This window comes from Variovorax sp. OV329 (assembly GCF_900114785.1).
In the GTDB taxonomy this organism is placed as follows: Bacteria; Pseudomonadota; Gammaproteobacteria; order Burkholderiales; family Burkholderiaceae_C; genus Variovorax.
On record NZ_FOUG01000012.1, the window covers coordinates 1 to 18,620 of the forward strand.

The window sequence follows — 18,620 nt, forward strand, 5'->3', positions numbered from 1 at the left end:
CCCAAGGACAAGGAAATGGTCATGCCGGGCGACAACGTGTCGATCACGGTCAAGCTGATCGCCCCGATCGCCATGGAAGAAGGCCTGCGCTTCGCTATCCGCGAAGGCGGCCGTACCGTGGGTTCGGGCGTGGTTGCCAAGATCCTCGAGTAATCGAACGAGAGGAACGAAAGCATCATGGCTACCAAGCAAAAGATCCGCATCCGCCTCAAGGCCTTCGACTACAAGCTGATCGACCAGTCGGCTGCCGAGATCGTGGACACCGCCAAGCGCACCGGCGCCATCGTCAAGGGCCCTGTGCCCCTGCCGACCCGCATGCGTCGTTTCGACATCCTGCGTTCGCCGCACGTCAACAAGTCCAGCCGCGACCAGTTCGAGATCCGCACGCACCAGCGCCTGATGGACATCGTTGATCCCACCGACAAGACCGTGGACGCGCTGATGAAGCTCGACCTGCCGGCCGGCGTCGACGTGGAAATCAAACTTCAGTAAGCACTTTTACTTGTGCTCGCAAAGCCCGGTCGCAGTAATGCGAACGGGCTTTTTCTTTGGCGCTCAAATGTGGCATCCTCAATGGACCTGTCACCGCAAGGTGTTTGAAGCATCGAAGGGAAGTACTACATGAATGTGCGACGCATGGCTCGCCTGTGCGCGCTCGTGGTCGTCGTCGGCCTCGGGGGCTGCGGTGGCGGCGGCGGAGGCGGTTCGCCCGGGCCCGCCGGGTCGGTGAGCGGCACGGTGAGCTACGACGACGTTCCCAATGTAAATGGAGGCTTGGCCTACAACGCCATCGTTTCCAAGCCGGTGCGCGGCGCAGGGGTGGACATTGTCGATGCCTCCAGCGGCGCAGTGCTGGCAAGCACCGAGACCGACGACAACGGCAACTACTCGGTGCAAATGCCCGGCCAGGCGCTGGTCACCGTTCGCGTTCGCGCGCAGTTGGCGCGCAGCGCCGCGAGAGGCGCGAGCTGGGATGTCGCCGTACGCGACAACACGCAGGGCAATGCGCTGTACTCCATGGAGTCACCATCGTTTGCGCCCAGCGGCAACACGACCCGCGACCTGCACGCGCCTTCCGGCTGGGACGGCTCCGGCTACAGCGGTGCGCGCGTGGCCGGGCCCTTCGCCATCCTCGACACCGTCTACACCGCCATGAACAAGGTGCTGTCGGTGGCGCCCTCGACGTCGTTCCCGTCGCTGCGCCTGTACTGGAGCCCTCGAAACGTGCCGGCCCGCGGGCAGGTCTCGCTCGGGCAGATCGGCACCACCTCCTTCGTTGCCAGCACCTCGGGTGCGGTGATCTACGTGCTCGGAGCGGAAGGCGTGGACACCGACGAGTTCGATGCCTCGGTCATTGCCCACGAGTGGGGCCACTACTACCAGAACGCCTTCAGCCGCGACGACTCGCCCGGTGGCTCGCACGACCTGGACGAACTGATCGACCAGCGCCTGGCCTTCTCCGAAGGCTGGGGCAACGCCTGGTCCGGCATCGCGCTGGCCCGGCAGAACTACACCGACTCGCAAGGGCCGGGGCAGGGTGCGGGTGTGAACATGGACCTGGCCGCAACGCCCTCCGGACGAGCCGGCTGGTACCGCGAGGCCTCGGTCCAGTCGATCCTGTGGAACCTCAACAACCGCTTCGGATACGGCGGCATCCATGCGGCGATGACCGGCGGGCTGCGGAGCACACCTGCCCTGACCACGATCCATGCCTTTGCCGCGGCCTACGCGGGCGCACAGCCCCAGCACCAGGGCGACCTGTCGTCGCTGCTCGTCGGTCAGGCGATCAGCGGGGCGTTCGATCCTTGGGGCGCACTGGAGGGCAACAATGGCGCTACCCCGCTCTCCCTGCCCCTCTACCACCTGATGACCGGCCCGTCGGCGACCGTCTGCGTCACCAACCAGAACGACCCTGACGGCGAAGGCAACAAGCTCGGCAGCTTCTCGTTCCTGCGCGTGACCGTTCCCAATGCCGGCAGCCATCAGATCAGCGTGTCGGGGCCTCCTGGCTCCGACCCCGACTTCTATGTGTTCGCCGGGAACCGCCTGGCCGCGAGTGAAGGCGTGGGGACCAGCGAAGTGGCCAGCGTGGGCCTGCCCGCCGGCGAAGTGGTGCTGGCAGTGAACGACGCCAACAACACCTCGTCCAACACCTGTCTCGACGTTTCGATCAATTGAGCCGCTGCCCATGACCTCAAGCCAACGAAGCATCCTGGCCCTCGCCCTGTTGGCGCTGGCTGCGGGCGCACCCCTTGCAGCCAACGCCTCGGGCGGCACGAAGCCCGCGGCCACGGCAGACGACGGCTTTGCCACCGCGGCGCAGAAGCCCAACGGATCGGGCGTGCGCGTCCGCTACAAGGTGCTGGGCACGCCGGCCGTCGGCCAGCCCACCCGCATCGACATCGTCCTCGCCCGCGTACGCGATCCGGCGGGAGCCACCCTCCAGCTGACGGCGGACCCGGGCCTCCAACTGGACGCATCCGGGATCCCCGGCGGCATATCGCCCGGAGAAATCACCAGGATCAGCGTCACGGTGGTGCCGCAGCAGGAGGGCCTGGCCTACCTGAATGTCTTCACCACCCAGCGTGGCGCCACCAGTTCCACCTCCATTCCCATCCAGACCGGCGCGGTCGGCGCCGCGAGCACCAAGGGCTCGGCCGGGAAGCTGAAGGAAGCGCCAGACGGGGACAAGATCCTCTCGATGCCGGTGAAGTAGGGCGCCGGCCATCTTGAGTGCGGTACCCGCACTTGCGGGAAATCCCTTGTCCGGTCTATAATTGCCGGCTCTGCCTTTTTTGCGCCCTGAGTGGGCGTATTGCCGTTTCTTCCTCCTCGTGAGGGAGCGGCCGTAGCAGAGCATTTATCAACCTTCTCTCGCAGTCCCCTGACCCGGGCAAACGCTGTCGCCAATTGAAGTGGCAGCGGTGAGAGTTTTGGAGAAAAAGCAATGAGTCTGAGCAACTCCCTGGGGTTGCTGGGCCGCAAGGTGGGGATGATGCGTCTCTTCACCGATGACGGGGACGCAGTTCCTGTCACGGTGGTGGATGTGTCCAACAACCGCGTGACCCAGATCAAAACCCAAGAGACCGATGGCTACGTCGCCCTGCAAGTGACGTTCGGTTCGCGCAAAGCTTCGCGCGTGACCAAGCCGCAAGCCGGCCACCTCGCCAAGGCGGGTGTGGAAGCCGGTGAAATCGTCCGCGAATTCCGTATCACCGCCGATGCGGCTGCCCAGCACAAGGCTGGCGGCGCCATCGCCGTGAGCAGCGTGTTCGCGGTCGGCCAGAAGGTCGACGTGCAAGGCACCTCGATCGGCAAGGGCTTCGCAGGCACCATCAAGCGTCACAACTTCAAGTCGCAGCGCGCGTCGCACGGTAACAGCCGTTCGCACAACGTGCCGGGCTCGATCTCGATGGCGCAGGATCCGGGCCGCGTGTTCCCGGGCAAGAAGATGACCGGCCACATGGGCGATGAAACCATCACCACCCAGAACCTGGACGTCATCCGGATCGACGAAGCCCGTCAGCTGCTGCTGATCAAGGGTGCGATCCCCGGCGCCAAGGGCGGTTTCGTGACCGTCCGTCCGGCCATCAAGGCCAAGGCGTCCGCAGAAGGAGCGAAGTAATGGAACTCGAACTCCTGAACGAACAAGGTCAGGCCGCGTCCAAATTCGACGCCCCCGAGACCGTTTTCGGTCGTGACTACAACGAAGACCTGGTTCACCAGATCGTCGTCGCCTACCAGGCCAACGCGCGCCAGGGCACCCGTGCCCAGAAGGACCGCGAGCAGGTCAAGCACTCGACCAAGAAGCCTTTCAAGCAAAAGGGAACGGGCCGCGCCCGTGCCGGTATGACTTCCTCGCCGCTGTGGCGCGGGGGCGGTCGCATCTTCCCGAACAGCCCGGAAGAAAACTTCACCCAGAAGATCAACAAGAAGATGTACCGCGCCGGCATGGCGTCCATCTTCTCGCAGCTCGCCCGTGAAGGCCGCCTGGCCGTGGTCGATTCGATCAAGGTCGACTCGCCCAAGACCAAGCCGCTGGCAGCCAAGTTCAAGGCGATGAATCTCGAGTCCGTGCTCGTGATCGCCGAGGAAGTCGACGAGAACCTGTACCTGGCCTCGCGCAACCTCGTGAACGTGCTGGTGGTCGAGCCGCGTTACGCCGACCCCGTGTCGCTGGTGCACTACAAGAAGGTGCTGGTGACCAAGGGTGCGGTCGAAAAGCTCAAGGAGATGTTCGCATGAGCCGCGTGAACCCCACCCCCGCACAACGTACGTTCGACGAAGGCCGCCTGATGCAGGTCCTGGTCGCCCCGATCGTGTCCGAAAAGGCCACGATGGTCGGCGAGAAGTCGAATGCCGTCACTTTCAAGGTGCTGCAGGACGCCACCAAGCCGGAGATCAAGGCCGCTGTTGAACTGATGTTCAAGGTCGAGGTCAAGGGCGTGTCCGTCGCCAACATCAAGGGCAAGACCAAGCGCTTCGGCAAGTCCGTCGGCCGCCGCGACAACGTTCGCAAGGCCTACGTCACGCTCAAGCAGGGTCAGGAGCTCAACCTCGTCGGAGAGGGCGCTTAAATCATGGCCGTCATCAAGATGAAACCCACTTCGCCGGGCCAACGCGGCGCGGTGAAGATCTCGCGCGATCACCTGCACAAGGGTGAAGCGTATGCTCCCCTGCTGGAACCCCAGTTCCAGAAGGCCGGCCGCAACAACAACGGCCACATCACCACCCGTCACAAGGGCGGTGGTCACAAGCACCACTACCGTGTTGTCGACTTCGTGCGCAACAAGGACGGCATCCCGGCCAAGGTCGAACGCATCGAGTACGACCCGAACCGCACGGCGCACATCGCGCTGGTGTGCTACGCCGACGGCGAGCGCCGCTACATCATCGCTCCGCGCGGCCTGGAAGCAGGCGCAACGCTGCTGAGCGGTTCCGAAGCGCCGATCCGCGCCGGCAACACCCTGCCGATCCGCAACATCCCCGTGGGCTCGACCATCCATTGCATCGAGCTGCAGCCCGGCAAGGGCGCGCAGATCGCCCGCTCGGCTGGTACCTCGGCAACCCTGCTGGCACGCGAAGGCGTGTACGCACAGGTTCGCATGCGCTCGGGTGAAGTCCGCAAGATCCACATCGAGTGCCGTGCCACGATCGGTGAAGTCGCCAACGAAGAACACAGCCTGCGCCAGCTCGGCAAGGCCGGTGTGAAGCGCCACATGGGCATTCGCCCGACCGTGCGCGGCGTGGTGATGAACCCGGTTGACCACCCGCACGGTGGTGGTGAAGGCAAGACCGGTGAAGGTCGCCACCCGGTCGACCCGTGGGGCAACCTCACCAAGGGCTACCGCACCCGCAACAACAAGCGCACGCAAGTCTTCATCGTGTCGCGTCGCAAGAAGTAAGGGACACGTTCATGACTCGCTCTCTCAAAAAGGGTCCGTTCGTCGATCACCACCTGTTGGCCAAGGCCGACAAGGCCGTGACCAACAAGGACAAGAAGCCGATCAAGACCTGGTCGCGCCGCTCGATGGTTCTGCCCGAGTTCATCGGCCTGACCATCGCTGTGCACAACGGCAAGCAACACGTGCCCGTGTACATCACCGATCAGATGGTCGGCCACAAGCTCGGCGAATTTGCGCTCACGCGCACGTTCAAGGGGCACCCCGCGGACAAGAAAGTCCAGAAGAAGTAAGGAACGACCATGTCTGAAACACGTGCAGTCCTCCGCGGTGTCCGCCTGTCGGTCGACAAGGGCCGTCTGGTCGCGGACCTGATCCGCGGCAAGAAGGTCGATCAAGCGCTCAACACCCTGCAATTCACGCAGAAGAAGGCCGCTGTGATCATCAAGAAGGTGCTCGAGTCGGCCATCGCCAACGCCGAGCACAACGACGGTGCCGACATCGACGAGCTGAAGGTCAAGACCATCTACGTCGAGCAAGGCGCCACGCTCAAGCGCTTCACCGCGCGCGCCAAGGGTCGCGGCAATCGCATCAGCAAGCCCACGTGCCATGTGTACGTGACGGTTGGCAACTAAGTAGGTCCGGAAGACTATGGGACAAAAAATCCATCCGACCGGCTTCCGCCTTTCGGTGAGCCGCAACTGGTCCAGCCGCTGGTACGCCAACGACCGTGACTTCGCCGGCATGCTGGCTGAAGACATCAAGGTGCGCGAGTACCTGAAGAAGAAGCTCAAGAACGCGTCGGTTTCGCGCGTGCTGATCGAGCGCCCCGCCAAGAACGCCCGCATCACGATCTACTCGGCACGTCCGGGCGTCGTGATCGGCAAGAAGGGCGAGGACATCGAGAACCTCAAGCGCGAACTCGGCAAGCAGCTGGGCGTGCCGGTGGCCGTGAACATCGAAGAAGTGCGCAAGCCCGAAATCGATGCTCAGCTGATCGCCGACTCGATCACGCAGCAGCTCGAGAAGCGCATCATGTTCCGCCGCGCCATGAAGCGCGCCATGCAGAACGCGATGCGCCTGGGCGCCCAGGGCATCAAGATCATGTCCGCCGGCCGCCTGAACGGCATCGAAATCGCACGTACCGAGTGGTACCGCGAAGGCCGCGTGCCGCTTCACACCCTGCGCGCCGACATCGACTACGGCACCTCGGAAGCCAAGACCACCTACGGTGTGATCGGCGTCAAGGTGTGGGTCTACAAGGGCGACACGCTGGGCCGCAACGACCTGCCCGCCGTCGAGACCCCGCGTCCCGAAGAAGAGCGCCGCCCGCGTGGCCCGCGCCGCGATGGCCGTCCTGGTGGCGACCGTCCCGGTTCGGACCGCCGTGGTCCGCGCGCTGGTGCCCGCGGCCCGATCGGTGGCAACACCGCTCCGGCCGATGGCAGCGACAAGCCTGCCGAAGCCACCGGTGCAGACTCGAAACCCGCCGTTAAGCGCGTCCGCAAAGCCGCGCCCGCTGCAGCAGCGGACGGTGCCAAGTCCGAGTAATCGGACTTAGAACTACGGAGTAATCAACATGCTGCAACCTGCACGCAGAAAATACCGTAAGGAACAGAAGGGTCGCAACACCGGCGTGGCAACGCGCGGTAATGCCGTCTCCTTCGGTGACTTCGGCCTGAAGTCCATCGACCGCGGCCGCCTCACGGCGCGCCAGATCGAAGCCGCCCGCCGTGCCATCTCGCGCCACGTCAAGCGCGGTGGCCGCATCTGGATTCGTGTGTTCCCCGACAAGCCGATCTCCACCAAGCCCGCAGAAGTGCGGATGGGTAACGGCAAGGGCAACCCCGAGTACTACGTGGCTGAGATCCAGCCGGGCAAGGTGATCTACGAGATCGTCGGTGTGCCCGAGGAACTCGCACGCGAAGCGTTCCGCCTGGCAGCCGCCAAGCTGCCGCTGCGCACCACCTTCGTTGCACGCCAGCTCGGCGCCTGATTCAGGAGGACACGAACATGGCAACCCGCAAAAAGAAGGCCGCCGCTCCGGCCAAGGTGAGCAAGGCAGCTGCGCTGCGCGACAAGGACGTCGCCGGCCTGCAAACCGAAATCAAGGACCTGCAGAAGGCCCATTTCGGCCTGCGCATGCAGAAGGCCACGCAACAGCTGTCGAACCTTTCGCAGCTGCGCGTGACCCGTCGCGACATCGCTCGCGCCAAGACCATTCTTGCTCAGAAGCAAGAGCAACCCGCCAAGTAAGGAGTGAACATGACGGAAGCTAAAAAATCCCTCAAGCGCACCCTGATCGGCAAGGTCGTCAGCGACAAGCGCGCCAAGACCGTGACCGTGCTGGTCGAGCGTCGTGTGAAGCACGAGCTCTACGGCAAGATCGTGGCCAAGACCAGCAAGTACCACGCCCATGACGAAAAGGGCGAGTACAAGATGGGCGACGTCATCGAGATCACCGAATCGCGTCCGATCTCGAAGACCAAGAACTGGGTGGTCACCCGCCTGGTGGAGAAGGCTGCTGCCATCTAAGGCACAGCAACTCCGGGGCCGTCCGACGGTCCACGCAAAAACGGCCCACAATGTTGGGCCGTTTTTCTTTTTTCTCATCCTGGAGCAACTCAATGATCAAGGTCGGCGACACCATTCCCCACACCACGCTGCAAGAGTATTCGGAAGTCGAGGGCGAAGGCTGCAGCATCGGCCCGAACCCGGTGGACGTCGCCAAGGCCTCGGCCGGCAAGACCATCGCGCTGTTCGCGCTGCCCGGTGCCTTCACGCCCACCTGCTCGGCCAAGCACGTGCCGGGCTATGTGCAGCACTTCGACGACTTCAAGGGTGCCGGCGTGGACGAGATCTGGTGCGTGAGCGTGAACGACGCCTTCGTGATGGGTGCCTGGGCGCGCGAGCAGAAGACCGGCACCAAGGTCCGCATGCTGGCCGACGGCAGCGGCGACTTCGCCAAGGCCACCGGCCTCACGCTGGACCTGAGCTCGCGCGGCATGGGCCTGCGCAGCAACCGCTACTCGATGCTGGTCAAGGACGGCAAGGTGGCTTCGCTGAACGTGGAAGCGCCCGGCAAGTTCGAGGTGAGCGACGCCGACACGCTGCTCAAGCAAGCCAAGGGCTGAAAGGCCACAAGATGAAAGGGCCGCGATCGCGGCCCTTTTTCTTCGCTCTCAGAGCTCGACCTTGAGGTAGTGCGAGCCTGCAATCGGGTTGTGATAGTAAGGAGGCACTTCCTCGAAGCCCAGGTCTTCGTAGAGGGTTCGGGCTGCCTCCATGTCGTCCAGGGTGTCGAGCAGCACGCAAGCGTATCCAGCGCTTCGGGCGGCATCTAGGATGGCCTCGGTCAGTTGCCGGCCCAGCCCCATGCCGCGGAAGGCCGGGCGCACATACAGGCGCTTCATCTCGGCCGCGTTGGGGTAGTCGGCCGCGTCCAGCGGCCGCAGGGCGCAGCAGGCGGCGACGTGGGCGCGCCGGCCGTCGCCACGCTGCACCTGGCCCGCGCCCCCGGGTGCCGTGCCGGGCTCGGCATCGATCAGCGCCAGCAGCAGCGCGCCGCGCGGCTCGGCATAGTCGCCGGGCAGCAAGGCCAGTTCCTCGTCGAAGTTCTGGAAGTCCAGGTCGACGTTCAGCGAATCGGCGTACTCGCGGAAGATCGCGCGCGTGGCGTCGATCTCGTGCGGCTCCAGGGCCGTCACGATCACCACGTCAGGCGTGTTCATCAGGGGCAGAGGTCGGGAAGCGGTGAAGCTCATACGCGCAAGCTCGAGATCCAGTAGGCAAAGGCTGCACAGAGGGCAAAGATGATCAGCGCCAGCAAACGCGCGCCCGCGCCGTCGCGGCTGGGCCGCGCTTCGTGCTCGAGGAACTTGTCGCCCGACACCATGGGCCGGACCAGGTGCTGGCGGCGCACCGCCACGTAGAACACGATGGCCACCACATGCAGCACCACCAGCGCCAGGATGACCCAGGCGCCGATGGCGCCATGCCATTTGCTGGCCAGGCTCACCGTGGCGCTGGAGACGAAGCGGGTGAGGGGGCCGGAAGCGGACACCTCGTCGTCCGACACCAGGCCGGTGGCCACCTGCGCCACCAGGAAGGCCAGCATGGCGAATACCGACAGCGCGCCCAGCGGTGTGTGCCCCACGCGCAGGTCCGGGTGCGCCTCGCCACGCAGGTAGGCCCTGAGCGTGGCAGGCGAATGCAGGAAACTCGCGAATCGCGACCAGTGGCCGCCGACGAATCCCCACAGCAGCCGGAACAGCAGGAGCGAAAGCACCAGGTAGCCGATGCGGAAGTGCCACTCCATGATGCCCAGGAGCCCGGTCGTGATCTGCCCGACGACCGCCAAGGCCAGTGCCCAGTGAAAGACCCGAGTCGGCAGGTCCCAGACGCGCACACGCAAGGCGGCGCCGGCGTCGAGTTCGGCAAAGCCGGTGGACAAGGCGAAAGGCTTGGGCATCAAGCAGGCGGCCGCCGTGCTGGGGCCGCGCGAATGGACGGAGGCACAGATTAGCAAAGCCCGGCCCGACGGCGTCTCGGGATTGTTTCTATGCGCATCGGCGAACCCGCCCCTACACTCGCCCGGCGACCTGCCCCGGGGCCGGGTGCGGCGCCTCACGCCAAGAAGAAGGAATCCCACGATGACCATTCGACTTGCTTCCCTCGTGCTGGCAGCGGCCGGCACCTTCGCCGCGCTGCCGGCAAGCGCCCAGTTCGCCAAGACCGAAGACGCGATCCACTACCGCCAGAGCGCGATGTTCCTGCAAAGCCAGCACTTCGGCCGGATCGCCGCGATGGCCAACGGACGCGTGCCCTTCGACGCTGCAGCCGCACAGGCGAATGCGGACCTGGTGGCCACCATCTCCAAGCTGCCCTGGGCGGGCTTCGCTCCGGGCACCGAGGGCGGCAAGGCCAAGCCCGAGATCTGGAAGGAACAGGCCAAGTTCAAGGAACTGAGCGACAAGCTGCAGGCGGAGACCGAGAAGCTCGCCTCCGCGGCCAAGGGTGGGAACCTGGACGCGATCAAGGCGCAGGTCGCGCAGACGGGCGACACCTGCAAGGCGTGTCACGACACATTCAGAAGCAGATAGGCGCTGGTAAAAGCAAAGGGCGCCCAAAGAGGCGCCCTTTCGATCTGCGGACGAGATTCAGGCCTCGGCCAGCAGCTTCTCGATCAGCTTGTGCAGTTCGGCGAAATCCGGTTCGCCCACGTAGCTCTTGACGATCTCGCCGCGCTTGTTCACCACGTAGGTGGTGGGGGTGAGCTGTACGTCGCCCCAGGCCTTGGCCACGGCGCCGGTGTTGTCGATGGCCACCTTGAAGGGCAGCTTGCGCGTCTCGGCGAAGTTCACCACGTAGGCCGGCGGGTCGTAGCTCATGGCCACAGCCAAGGTGTCGTAGCCCTGCGCCTTGTACTTCTCGTAGGTGGCCATGACCTTGGGCATCTCGGCCACGCAGGTGGTGCAGCTGGTGGCCCAGAAGTTGACCAGGGTCACCTTGCCCTTGAGATCCTCGGTGCTCTTCCTGCTGCCGTCGAGCAGTACGAAGGTGGAGGCTGGCGCGGCTGACACGCCAGTGTTGAAGTACACTCCCACGCCGACGGCCAGGGCGAGCGCAAGGGCAGCGGCGGCGATGACGTTCTTTTTCATGGGCCTGGAATCGATTGGTTGTGCAGGATTTTAGTTCCCGCCGCCCGGTCCTGCTGGCGGCTGAAGCGGCCACCATAATGGCCGACCCATGAGTCCTGCCTCCCTCCGCCGCGCCGCGCTCACCGCGCTTGCCGCCGCCTTCATGCTGGGCGCCTGCAGCCCGGTCTTCAACTGGCGCGAGGTGCCGATCGGCGGCGACGGCGAATTGGTGGCCCTGCTCCCCTGCAAGCCCGATCGAGCCAGCCGCGAGATTCCGCTGGACGGCAAGTCGGTGACGGTGAGCATGATCGGCTGCGAGGCCGGCGGCGCGACTTTCGCCGTGGCTCTGGCCAGCGCCACGGACTCGACCCAGGCCGAGCGCTGGCTGTCGGCCTGGCAGCGCCAGTCCCGCCGCCAATGGGCCGGCGGCAGCATCGAGGAGCACGCCGCCAAAGTGACTCATGCCGCCCCCGCGCCCACCCCCTGGCGTTTCGATGCCAATGGCGTCCAGGCTCAGGAGCCAGTGCGCCAGATGTGGTTTACACACCCGCAACGAAACGGCGCGATTTCGCTGTACCAGGCCACGGTGCTGGGCACGCCGTCGGCGCCGGACGCGGCCCAGACGTTCTTTGAGGGACTGCGCCTTCCTTGACCTTGGGCAGGGTTGCACGCCTGGATTCGACCCGGGTGGGCCCTACCATCGCCTTGGCGGCGCCTCATAATCGCTCAGGCACGGTTCCGCAACGCATGAACAGCATTCTTCTGATCGCCCACGCTCCCCTGGCACACGCGCTGCGCCAGTGCGCGCTGCATGTGTTCCCGGACTGCGAGCAGGACATCGCCGGCATCGACGTGCAGCCCAACGTCTCGCCCGAGGAAACACTGGCCGCGGCGCGCATCCAGCTGGCCCAGCTGCTGGGCCGCTCACCGCGCTCGAAGGTGCTGGTGCTGGCCGACGTGTTCGGCGCCACGCCCTGCAACGTGGCGCAGAAACTGGTCGACGGCACGCATTCGCGGCTGGTGGCCGGCGTCAACCTGCCCATGCTGCTGCGCGCCGTCACCTATCGGCACGAGCCGCTGGACGCGCAGGTGCAGCGCGCCATCGCCGGCGGAACCTCCGGCGTCATGCAGGTGGCCGTGGCCGCACCCCAGAATCAAGCAAGAAGAAAGCACAGTGATCAAGAAATCCGTGACCATCAGCAATAAGCTCGGCCTTCATGCGCGTGCGTCGGCCAAGCTCACCAAGCTGGCCGGCAGCTTTCCCTGCGAGGTGTGGCTCTCGCGCGGCGACCGCCGCGTGAACGCCAAGAGCATCATGGGCGTGATGATGCTGGCCGCGGGCCTGGGCGTGACGATCGAGGTGGAAACCAGCGGCGAGCAGGAGGAGCAGGCCATGGACGCGCTCATCGCGCTCATCAACGACAAGTTCGGCGAAGGCGAGTAATGATGCCCCCAGGCTTTTCACGCCGCTGCGCGTCGTGTAACGCCACCCCCCACGGGGGCTGGCCGCGCTTGGGGCGGCCCGGCGCGTGGCCGGAGCTTCGCTCATGACCCTTTCCATTCACGGCCTCCCCGTCGCCCGCGGCATTGCCATCGGGCGCGCGGTCATGGTGGTGTCCAGCCGCCTGGACGTGGCGCACTACTTCATCAAGCCGGACGAAGTCGAGACCGAGATCGACCGTGTGCGCTTCGCGCGCGACGCCGTCACCGCCGAGCTGCATCGACTGCAGGCCAGCGTCGCGCAGATGGGCCCCAACGACGCGCCGCACGAGCTGGCCGCCTTGCTCGACGTGCACCTGATGCTGCTGCAGGACGATGCCCTTACCGTGGGCGTCAAGCACTGGATCAGCGAGCGCCTCTACAACGCCGAGTGGGCGCTCACCACGCAGCTGGAGATCATCGCCCGCCAGTTCGACGAGATGGAGGACGAGTACCTGCGCGAGCGCAAGGCCGACCTCGAGCAGGTGGTCGAGCGCATGCTGCACCAGATGAAAGGCAGCGCCGCGGTGCTGGCGCCCACGCCGCCGCGGCCCAAGCCCAAGCCGGGCGAGGAGGTCGATCCACTGGCAGCCGATGGCATCGACGCGCCCCTGGTGCTGATCGCGCACGACCTCGCCCCGGCCGACATGCTGCAGTTCAAGAAGAGCGTGTTCGCCGGCTTCGTCACCGACGTGGGCGGGCGCACCTCGCACACCGCCATCGTGGCGCGCAGCATGGACATTCCGGCCGTGGTGGGCGCGCGCACTGCCAGCCAGCTGGTGCGCCAGGACGACTGGGTGATCATCGACGGCGACAGCGGCGTGGTCATCGTCGATCCCTCGCCCATCATCCTGGCCGAGTACGGCTTCAAGCAGCGCCAGGGCGACCTGGAACGTGACCGGCTTTCCCGCCTGCGCCACAAGCCCGCCGTCACGCTGGACGGACAGCGCATCGACCTGCTGGCCAACATCGAGATGCCCGAGGACACCCTGGGTGCGATGAAGGCCGGCGCCGTCGGCGTGGGCCTGTTCCGCAGCGAATTCCTCTTCATGGGCCGCGAGCAGCAGAACCTGACGCGGCTGCCCAACGAGGAAGAGCAGTACCAGGCCTACAAGCGCGCGCTGGAAGGCATGCAGGGCATGCCGGTGACCATCCGCACCATCGACGTGGGCGCGGACAAGCCACTGGACGGCAAGTCGCAGCGCGAGGATTCGCACCTCAATCCCGCCCTGGGCCTGCGCGCCATCCGCTGGAGCCTGGCCGATCCGTCCATGTTCCTCACGCAGCTGCGCGCCATCCTGCGGGCCTCGGTGCATGGCGAGATCCACCTGCTGATCCCCATGCTGGCCCACGCGAGCGAGATCCGCCAGACCCTCTCGCTGCTGGACTTCGCCCGCGCCGAACTGGACAACCGCGGCGCGACCTACGGCGTGATGAAGGTGGGCGCCATGATCGAGATCCCGGCTGCCGCGCTCACGCTGCGCACCTTCCTCAAGCACTTCGATTTCCTCTCGATCGGCACCAACGACCTGATCCAGTACACGCTGGCCATCGACCGCGCCGACGAGTCGGTGGCGCACCTGTATGACCCCTGCCACCCGGCCGTGCTGCGCCTGGTGGCCGACACCATTGCCGAGTGCCGACGCCAGAACAAGGCGGTGAGCGTGTGCGGCGAGATGGCCGGCGACACCAGCTTCACCCGCCTGCTGCTGGGCCTGGGCCTGCGCAGCTTTTCCATGCATCCCTCGCAGATCCTCGCGGTGAAGCAGGAGGTGCTGCGCGCCGACGTCAGCCGTCTCGAGGAGTGGGCGCAGGAAGTCGTCAACTCCGAGGATCCGGCCTCGATGCTCGGCGCCAAGCCCTGACCGCGTCGGCCCCCCGGCCGACATAAAACGAAACACGACGAAACCGCCGCGAAAGGACTTCGCGGGCGCTGCCGCGCAGCATCGGGTCTTCCCATCCCAACCCGTTTCCTGAAGGAAGACTCCCATGCGACCCTGGTTCAAACGTTCTCTTTTCGGTGTGGCTGGCCTGGCCCTGGTGGCCGCCAGCATGGGCGGTTGCGCCCACCAGCGCGACTGGCACGGCGACCCGGCCGAGTTCCGCGCCAAGATGGTCGAGCGCGTGGGCAGCAAGCTCGATCTCGATGCGGCGCAGAAGCAGAAGCTCGGCGTGCTGGCCGAGAAGCTGCAGGCCCAGCGCGAGGCCATGCGCGCCGGCAGCGATCCGCGCGCACAGTTCCGCCAGCTCTTCGCCGGCAACAAGCTCGACCAGGCCGGCGCCCAGCGCCTGGTCGACGAGAAGACCACCGCCGTGAAGAGCGGCAGCCCCGAGGTCATTGCCGCCGCCGCCGATTTCTTCGACAACCTGCGGCCCGACCAGCAGCAGAAGGTGCGCGACTTCATGGACCGCCGTGGCCGCGGCTGGTCGCGCCATGGCTGAGGCCACGGGCTTCGGCGCCGTGGAGCGCGTAGAGGCGACGCCGGTGGTGGCGCCGCGCATCCGTCCGGCGATCCAGCCGGCCGGTGCAGCCGGCGGCGGCGTGCGGCTTCTGCTTCGCCTGGAGGGCGTGGCGCTGCTGCTGATCGCGATGGCCGCCTATGCCCGCTTCGGCGGCGAGTGGAGCTTCTTCGCCTGGACCTTCCTGCTGCCCGACCTGGCGTTGCTCGCCTACTTGGCCGGGCCGCGCACCGGCGCGGCGATCTACAACGCCACGCATTCGCTGGTGGTGCCGGCGGTCCTGCTGGCCGTGGGCCTGGCGGCAGACCTGTCGCCGGCCTTCGACCTCGCGCTGGTCTGGGCGGCGCACATCGGGCTGGACCGGGCCCTGGGCTTCGGCCTGAAGTACGCGCGCGGCTTTGCCCACACGCACCTGGGGCAACTGGGGCCGGTCGATCCGTGGTGAGCCCGTGCGCAAGGGGAATGGCGTGACAGACAATCGCGCCATGCCCCGCATCCTGCTGATCGACGACGACGAGCACCTGGCGGCGCCGCTGGCGAGCTACTTCGCGCGCTTCGACTTCGCGCTGGACAGCGCCTCGCACCCCAGCGAAGGCCTGGCCAAGCTGAGCCAGGGCGGCTACGACGCGGCGATCCTGGACGTGATGCTGCCCGAGATGGACGGCTTCGCCCTGTGCCGCGAGATCCGCAAGACCAGCGACATCCCCATCGTCATGCTCACCGCCCGCGGCGAGGTCATGGACCGCGTGGTGGGCCTGGAACTGGGTGCCGACGACTACCTGCCCAAGCCCTTCGAGCCGCGCGAACTCGTCGCGCGGCTGCAGACCATCCTGCGCCGGCACCGCGTGGCCAGGCCGGCGCCGGCGAGCACGTCGGCCTCTCGCCATGATTTCGAGGACCTGTCCATCGACCTGGACAAGCGCGAGGTGCACCGCCAGGGCGAGCGCGTGGAGCTCACCGGCACCGAGTTCGAGCTGCTGGCCCTGCTGGCCAGCGAGCCGGGCAAGGTGTTCGGCCGCGACGACATCCTCAACCGCCTGCGCGGCCACGAGGCCGAGCTGTACTCGCGCGCGGTGGACATCGTCATCAGCCGCCTGCGCAGGAAGCTGGAGCCTCTGGACTGCATCAAGACCCTGCGCAACGCCGGCTACGCGCTGGCGGTGGGAAAGAGCGGCAACGCGTGAGGAGCCGGTCCGACTCGAGCTGGCGCAGGCGCGGCCGTGCCTGGCAGCAGCGCTGGGATCATTCGCACCGGCGCTGGCGGCATTCGCTACGCCTTCGCCTGGTGACCATGTTCGTGCTGCTGGCGCTGGTGATGACCGCGGTGTTCATGGGCGGCATGCGCAGCATGGTCTCCAGCGGCTGGCGCGACGCCGGCCGGCCGCTCATCGCCGACTACGTGGACCGGCTGGCGGCCGAGATCGGCACGCCGCCCGATCCCAGCCGCGCGCAGGCGCTGACCCAGCGGCTGCCGCTGGCCGTGCGCATCGAGGGCCCGGTGGTCAACTGGGAATCGCATCCTGGCCGCATGGCCGGCCGGGGCTTCGAATCGCGCGCCGGCGACCTGTTCAGCCGCAGCACCACCGACGGGCACAAGATCAGCTTCGGCCTGGGCAGCCTGCCCTGGCAGCGCGGTCCGCAGGGCGTGGTCTGGTTCACGCTGGGCGTGCTGCTGCTTCTGCTGCTGGTGTCCTATGGGGTGGTGCGCCGCCTGCTGCGGCCGCTGGACGACATCGGCGCGGGCGCGCAGCGATTCGGCCGCGGCGACTTCGACCGGCCCATTCCCATTCGCCGCAACGACGAGCTGGGCGACTTGGCACAGCGCATCAACACCATGGCGCGCGATATCCAGGACATGCTGGACGCCAAGCGAGCGCTGCTGCTGGCGCTGAGCCACGAGCTGCGCTCGCCGCTCACGCGTGCGCGCCTCAACGCCGAGTTGCTCCCCGCCACGCCGGAGGGCGAGACCGAGCGCGCGGCCCTGCTGCGCGACCTGGGCGAGATGCGCGACCTCATCAGCGACCTGCTGGAGAGCGAGCGCCTGGCCAGCCCGCATGCGGCACTCTCACGCGAGCACATCGACCTGGCGGTGCTGGTGCACGACGTGGTGGCCGAACTGCCGCAGGAGGACGAGCTGGAGCTGGACCTGGCGCCCGACGTGCCGCTGATGTCGCTGGACCGCACCCGCATCCGCCTGTTGCTGCGCAACCTGCTGGACAACGCGCTGCGCCATGGCGGCAGGGCCGCAGGCGCGCTGCGCCCGCCGCTGCTCTCCCTGCGGCGCGTCGAAGGCGCGGTGGAGATCGAGGTGCGCGACTTCGGCCCCGGCGTGGACGAGGCCCAGCTCGAGCGCCTGGCCGAGCCCTTCTTCCGCACCGACAGCGCCCGCCAGCGCGCCACTGGCGGCGTCGGCCTGGGCATGTACCTGTGCAAGCTGGTGGCGCTGGCGCATGGCGGCAGCTTCGAGCTGCGCAACGCGAAGCCGGGCCTGTCGGTGCGGGTGCGGCTGTCGCTTGCGCTACCGCCGGCTGGCGATGCGCCGGATACCATGCGCGCCCGGGCCTTCCGTCCGCGTGGAGACATCGCATGAGCAGCAGCACCGCCACCCTCACCAATCACCAAGTGCGCCTGGCCAGGCGGCCCGAAGGCAGCCCCAAGCGCGAAGACTGGTCCTTCACCACCGAGCCCGCCGGCGAACCCGCCGAGGGCGGCGTGCTGGTGCAGACCCTCTCGCTCTCGCTCGACCCGGCCATGCGCGGCTGGATGAACGAGGGCAAGAGCTACATACCGCCGGTGGAACTGGGCGCCGTCATGCGCGCCGGCGGCGTCGGCCGCGTGGCCGCTTCGCGCAACCCGGCCTTCGCCGTGGGCGACATCGTTTACGGCACGCTGGGCGTGCAGGAGTACTGCCTGGTCGCGCAGGACGACATCAAGCGCACTGGCCTCGTGAAGATCGACCTGCGCGCCGGCACCATCGGCCAGTGGCTCAACGTGCTGGGCATGCCCGGCATGACCGCCTACTTCGGCCTCATGGACATCGGCCTGCCGAAGGGCGGCGAGACCGTGGTGGTCTCCGGCGCAGCCGGCGCCGTGGGCCAGACGGTGGGCCAGCTGGCCAAGATCAAGGGCTGCCGCGTGGTCGGCATCGCCGGCGGCGCCGCCAAGTGCGACTGGGTGGTCAAGGAGCTGGGCTTCGATGCCTGCATCGACTACAAGGCCGGCCCGGCCGCGGTGCGCGATGGCCTCAAGGCCCATTGCCCCAGGGGCGTGGACATCTACTTCGACAACGTGGGCGGCGAGATCCTCGACGCGGTGCTGGCCAAGCTGGCGCGCGGTGCCCGCATCATCATCTGCGGCGCCATCAGCCAGTACAACAACACCACGCCGGTGCAGGGCCCCAAGAACTACCTGAGCCTGCTGGTCAACCGCGCGCGCATGCAGGGCATGGTGGTCTTCGACTATGCGGACCGCTACCACGTGGCCATCGCAGAGATGGCCGGCTACCTGAAGGAAGGCCGCATGAGCAGCCGCGAGGACGTGGTCGAAGGCGGCGTGGCGGCTTTCCCCGAGGCGCTGCTCAAGCTCTTCACCGGTGAGAACTTCGGCAAGCTGGTGCTGAAGATCGCCGACTGAGCAAGAG

27 protein-coding genes and 1 pseudogene are annotated in these 18,620 nt (G+C 66.7%); 25 read left to right on the top strand and 3 right to left on the bottom strand.

Translation table 11 applies throughout. The features are described from left to right. The 15 genes and pseudogenes from BM345_RS19170 to BM345_RS19240 form a co-directional block, all read left to right on the top strand. Positions 1 to 153, top strand: a pseudogene (locus BM345_RS19170) (elongation factor Tu); the annotation flags it as partial. Positions 154 to 177: 24 nt separating this feature from the next. Further along, positions 178 to 492, top strand: coding sequence for a 30S ribosomal protein S10 (gene rpsJ / locus BM345_RS19175; RefSeq protein WP_068640584.1), 315 nt, complete (start codon positions 178 to 180; stop codon positions 490 to 492). A gap of 129 nt (positions 493 to 621) precedes the next feature. Continuing rightward, complete coding sequence (locus BM345_RS19180) at positions 622 to 2,178, top strand: hypothetical protein (protein ID WP_254789817.1); 1,557 nt, start codon at positions 622 to 624, stop codon at positions 2,176 to 2,178. Positions 2,179 to 2,188: 10 nt separating this feature from the next. Then, on the top strand, positions 2,189 to 2,716 hold the full coding sequence (locus tag BM345_RS19185) for a hypothetical protein (protein ID WP_254789818.1): 528 nt from the start codon (positions 2,189 to 2,191) through the stop codon (positions 2,714 to 2,716). A gap of 231 nt (positions 2,717 to 2,947) precedes the next feature. Next, the gene (rplC, locus tag BM345_RS19190; RefSeq protein ID WP_093382178.1) at positions 2,948 to 3,625 is read left to right on the top strand and encodes a 50S ribosomal protein L3; all 678 of its coding nucleotides are present in this window, start codon (positions 2,948 to 2,950) and stop codon (positions 3,623 to 3,625) included. Continuing rightward, positions 3,625 to 4,245: a 50S ribosomal protein L4 gene (rplD, locus tag BM345_RS19195; protein ID WP_093382182.1), complete on the top strand. Its 621-nt coding sequence runs from the start codon at positions 3,625 to 3,627 to the stop codon at positions 4,243 to 4,245. Before rplC ends, rplD begins: the two co-directional genes overlap by 1 nt. After that, the gene (rplW, locus tag BM345_RS19200) at positions 4,242 to 4,577 is read left to right on the top strand and encodes a 50S ribosomal protein L23 (protein ID WP_068640581.1); all 336 of its coding nucleotides are present in this window, start codon (positions 4,242 to 4,244) and stop codon (positions 4,575 to 4,577) included. Before rplD ends, rplW begins: the two co-directional genes overlap by 4 nt. Before the next feature lie 3 nt (positions 4,578 to 4,580). After that, entirely contained in the window at positions 4,581 to 5,405 is an 825-nt protein-coding gene (gene rplB / locus BM345_RS19205) for a 50S ribosomal protein L2 (protein WP_093382185.1), read from the top strand. 11 nt (positions 5,406 to 5,416) lie between these two features. Beyond that, positions 5,417 to 5,695 (top strand): 30S ribosomal protein S19, encoded by a 279-nt coding sequence (gene rpsS, locus BM345_RS19210; protein WP_093382188.1) that lies wholly within the window; start codon positions 5,417 to 5,419, stop codon positions 5,693 to 5,695. 9 nt (positions 5,696 to 5,704) lie between these two features. Beyond that, positions 5,705 to 6,037: a 50S ribosomal protein L22 gene (rplV, locus tag BM345_RS19215; RefSeq protein ID WP_093382191.1), complete on the top strand. Its 333-nt coding sequence runs from the start codon at positions 5,705 to 5,707 to the stop codon at positions 6,035 to 6,037. Between the two features lie 16 nt (positions 6,038 to 6,053). Then, positions 6,054 to 6,953: a 30S ribosomal protein S3 gene (gene rpsC / locus BM345_RS19220; RefSeq protein WP_093382193.1), complete on the top strand. Its 900-nt coding sequence runs from the start codon at positions 6,054 to 6,056 to the stop codon at positions 6,951 to 6,953. A 28-nt stretch (positions 6,954 to 6,981) separates the two neighbouring features. Beyond that, positions 6,982 to 7,398 carry a 50S ribosomal protein L16 gene (rplP, locus tag BM345_RS19225; RefSeq protein ID WP_093382196.1) on the top strand — a complete coding sequence of 139 codons (417 nt, stop codon included), beginning with the start codon at positions 6,982 to 6,984 and terminating at the stop codon, positions 7,396 to 7,398. A gap of 56 nt (positions 7,399 to 7,454) precedes the next feature. Then, entirely contained in the window at positions 7,455 to 7,658 is a 204-nt protein-coding gene (rpmC, locus tag BM345_RS19230) for a 50S ribosomal protein L29 (RefSeq protein ID WP_175545082.1), read from the top strand. A gap of 9 nt (positions 7,659 to 7,667) precedes the next feature. Continuing rightward, positions 7,668 to 7,937: a 30S ribosomal protein S17 gene (rpsQ, locus tag BM345_RS19235; protein WP_093382202.1), complete on the top strand. Its 270-nt coding sequence runs from the start codon at positions 7,668 to 7,670 to the stop codon at positions 7,935 to 7,937. 92 nt (positions 7,938 to 8,029) lie between these two features. Further along, positions 8,030 to 8,536 (top strand): peroxiredoxin, encoded by a 507-nt coding sequence (locus BM345_RS19240; RefSeq protein WP_093382205.1) that lies wholly within the window; start codon positions 8,030 to 8,032, stop codon positions 8,534 to 8,536. A gap of 48 nt (positions 8,537 to 8,584) precedes the next feature. Here the strand turns inward: BM345_RS19240 and BM345_RS19245 are convergent, their stop codons facing one another. Then, positions 8,585 to 9,133 carry a GNAT family N-acetyltransferase gene (locus BM345_RS19245; RefSeq protein WP_175545074.1) on the bottom strand — a complete coding sequence of 183 codons (549 nt, stop codon included), beginning with the start codon at positions 9,131 to 9,133 and terminating at the stop codon, positions 8,585 to 8,587. Between the two features lie 29 nt (positions 9,134 to 9,162). Further along, a complete protein-coding gene (locus tag BM345_RS19250) occupies positions 9,163 to 9,873 on the bottom strand; it encodes a cytochrome b/b6 domain-containing protein (RefSeq protein ID WP_093382211.1) in 711 nt (236 codons plus the stop codon). A 181-nt stretch (positions 9,874 to 10,054) separates the two neighbouring features. Here BM345_RS19250 and BM345_RS19255 point away from each other — a divergent pair, with 181 nt between their 5' ends. Further along, positions 10,055 to 10,504, top strand: a complete 450-nt coding sequence (locus BM345_RS19255) for a c-type cytochrome (RefSeq protein WP_093382214.1) — start codon at positions 10,055 to 10,057, stop codon at positions 10,502 to 10,504. Positions 10,505 to 10,561: 57 nt separating this feature from the next. Here the strand turns inward: BM345_RS19255 and BM345_RS19260 are convergent, their stop codons facing one another. Beyond that, positions 10,562 to 11,062 carry a TlpA disulfide reductase family protein gene (locus tag BM345_RS19260; RefSeq protein WP_093382216.1) on the bottom strand — a complete coding sequence of 167 codons (501 nt, stop codon included), beginning with the start codon at positions 11,060 to 11,062 and terminating at the stop codon, positions 10,562 to 10,564. Between the two features lie 88 nt (positions 11,063 to 11,150). Here BM345_RS19260 and BM345_RS19265 point away from each other — a divergent pair, with 88 nt between their 5' ends. The 9 genes from BM345_RS19265 to BM345_RS19305 all read left to right on the top strand — a co-directional run bounded on the left by BM345_RS19265 (position 11,151) and on the right by BM345_RS19305 (position 18,613). After that, on the top strand, positions 11,151 to 11,693 hold the full coding sequence (locus BM345_RS19265; protein WP_093382219.1) for a hypothetical protein: 543 nt from the start codon (positions 11,151 to 11,153) through the stop codon (positions 11,691 to 11,693). A gap of 95 nt (positions 11,694 to 11,788) precedes the next feature. Continuing rightward, positions 11,789 to 12,247 (top strand): PTS sugar transporter subunit IIA, encoded by a 459-nt coding sequence (locus tag BM345_RS19270; protein ID WP_093382222.1) that lies wholly within the window; start codon positions 11,789 to 11,791, stop codon positions 12,245 to 12,247. Then, on the top strand, positions 12,216 to 12,485 hold the full coding sequence (locus BM345_RS19275) for an HPr family phosphocarrier protein (protein WP_093382225.1): 270 nt from the start codon (positions 12,216 to 12,218) through the stop codon (positions 12,483 to 12,485). The genes BM345_RS19270 and BM345_RS19275 overlap by 32 nt, the downstream gene beginning before the upstream one ends. Before the next feature lie 103 nt (positions 12,486 to 12,588). Then, positions 12,589 to 14,385 carry a phosphoenolpyruvate--protein phosphotransferase gene (gene ptsP, locus BM345_RS19280; RefSeq protein WP_093382227.1) on the top strand — a complete coding sequence of 599 codons (1,797 nt, stop codon included), beginning with the start codon at positions 12,589 to 12,591 and terminating at the stop codon, positions 14,383 to 14,385. 124 nt (positions 14,386 to 14,509) lie between these two features. Next, on the top strand, positions 14,510 to 14,962 hold the full coding sequence (locus BM345_RS19285; RefSeq protein ID WP_093382230.1) for a Spy/CpxP family protein refolding chaperone: 453 nt from the start codon (positions 14,510 to 14,512) through the stop codon (positions 14,960 to 14,962). After that, the gene (locus BM345_RS19290) at positions 14,955 to 15,425 is read left to right on the top strand and encodes a DUF4260 domain-containing protein (protein WP_093382232.1); all 471 of its coding nucleotides are present in this window, start codon (positions 14,955 to 14,957) and stop codon (positions 15,423 to 15,425) included. Before BM345_RS19285 ends, BM345_RS19290 begins: the two co-directional genes overlap by 8 nt. 40 nt (positions 15,426 to 15,465) lie before the next feature. After that, entirely contained in the window at positions 15,466 to 16,164 is a 699-nt protein-coding gene (locus tag BM345_RS19295) for a response regulator transcription factor (RefSeq protein WP_093382235.1), read from the top strand. Then, positions 16,161 to 17,570: a HAMP domain-containing sensor histidine kinase gene (locus BM345_RS19300; RefSeq protein WP_254789819.1), complete on the top strand. Its 1,410-nt coding sequence runs from the start codon at positions 16,161 to 16,163 to the stop codon at positions 17,568 to 17,570. Before BM345_RS19295 ends, BM345_RS19300 begins: the two co-directional genes overlap by 4 nt. Further along, entirely contained in the window at positions 17,567 to 18,613 is a 1,047-nt protein-coding gene (locus tag BM345_RS19305) for an NADP-dependent oxidoreductase (protein ID WP_093382237.1), read from the top strand. Before BM345_RS19300 ends, BM345_RS19305 begins: the two co-directional genes overlap by 4 nt. Positions 18,614 to 18,620: the final 7 nt, after the last annotated feature.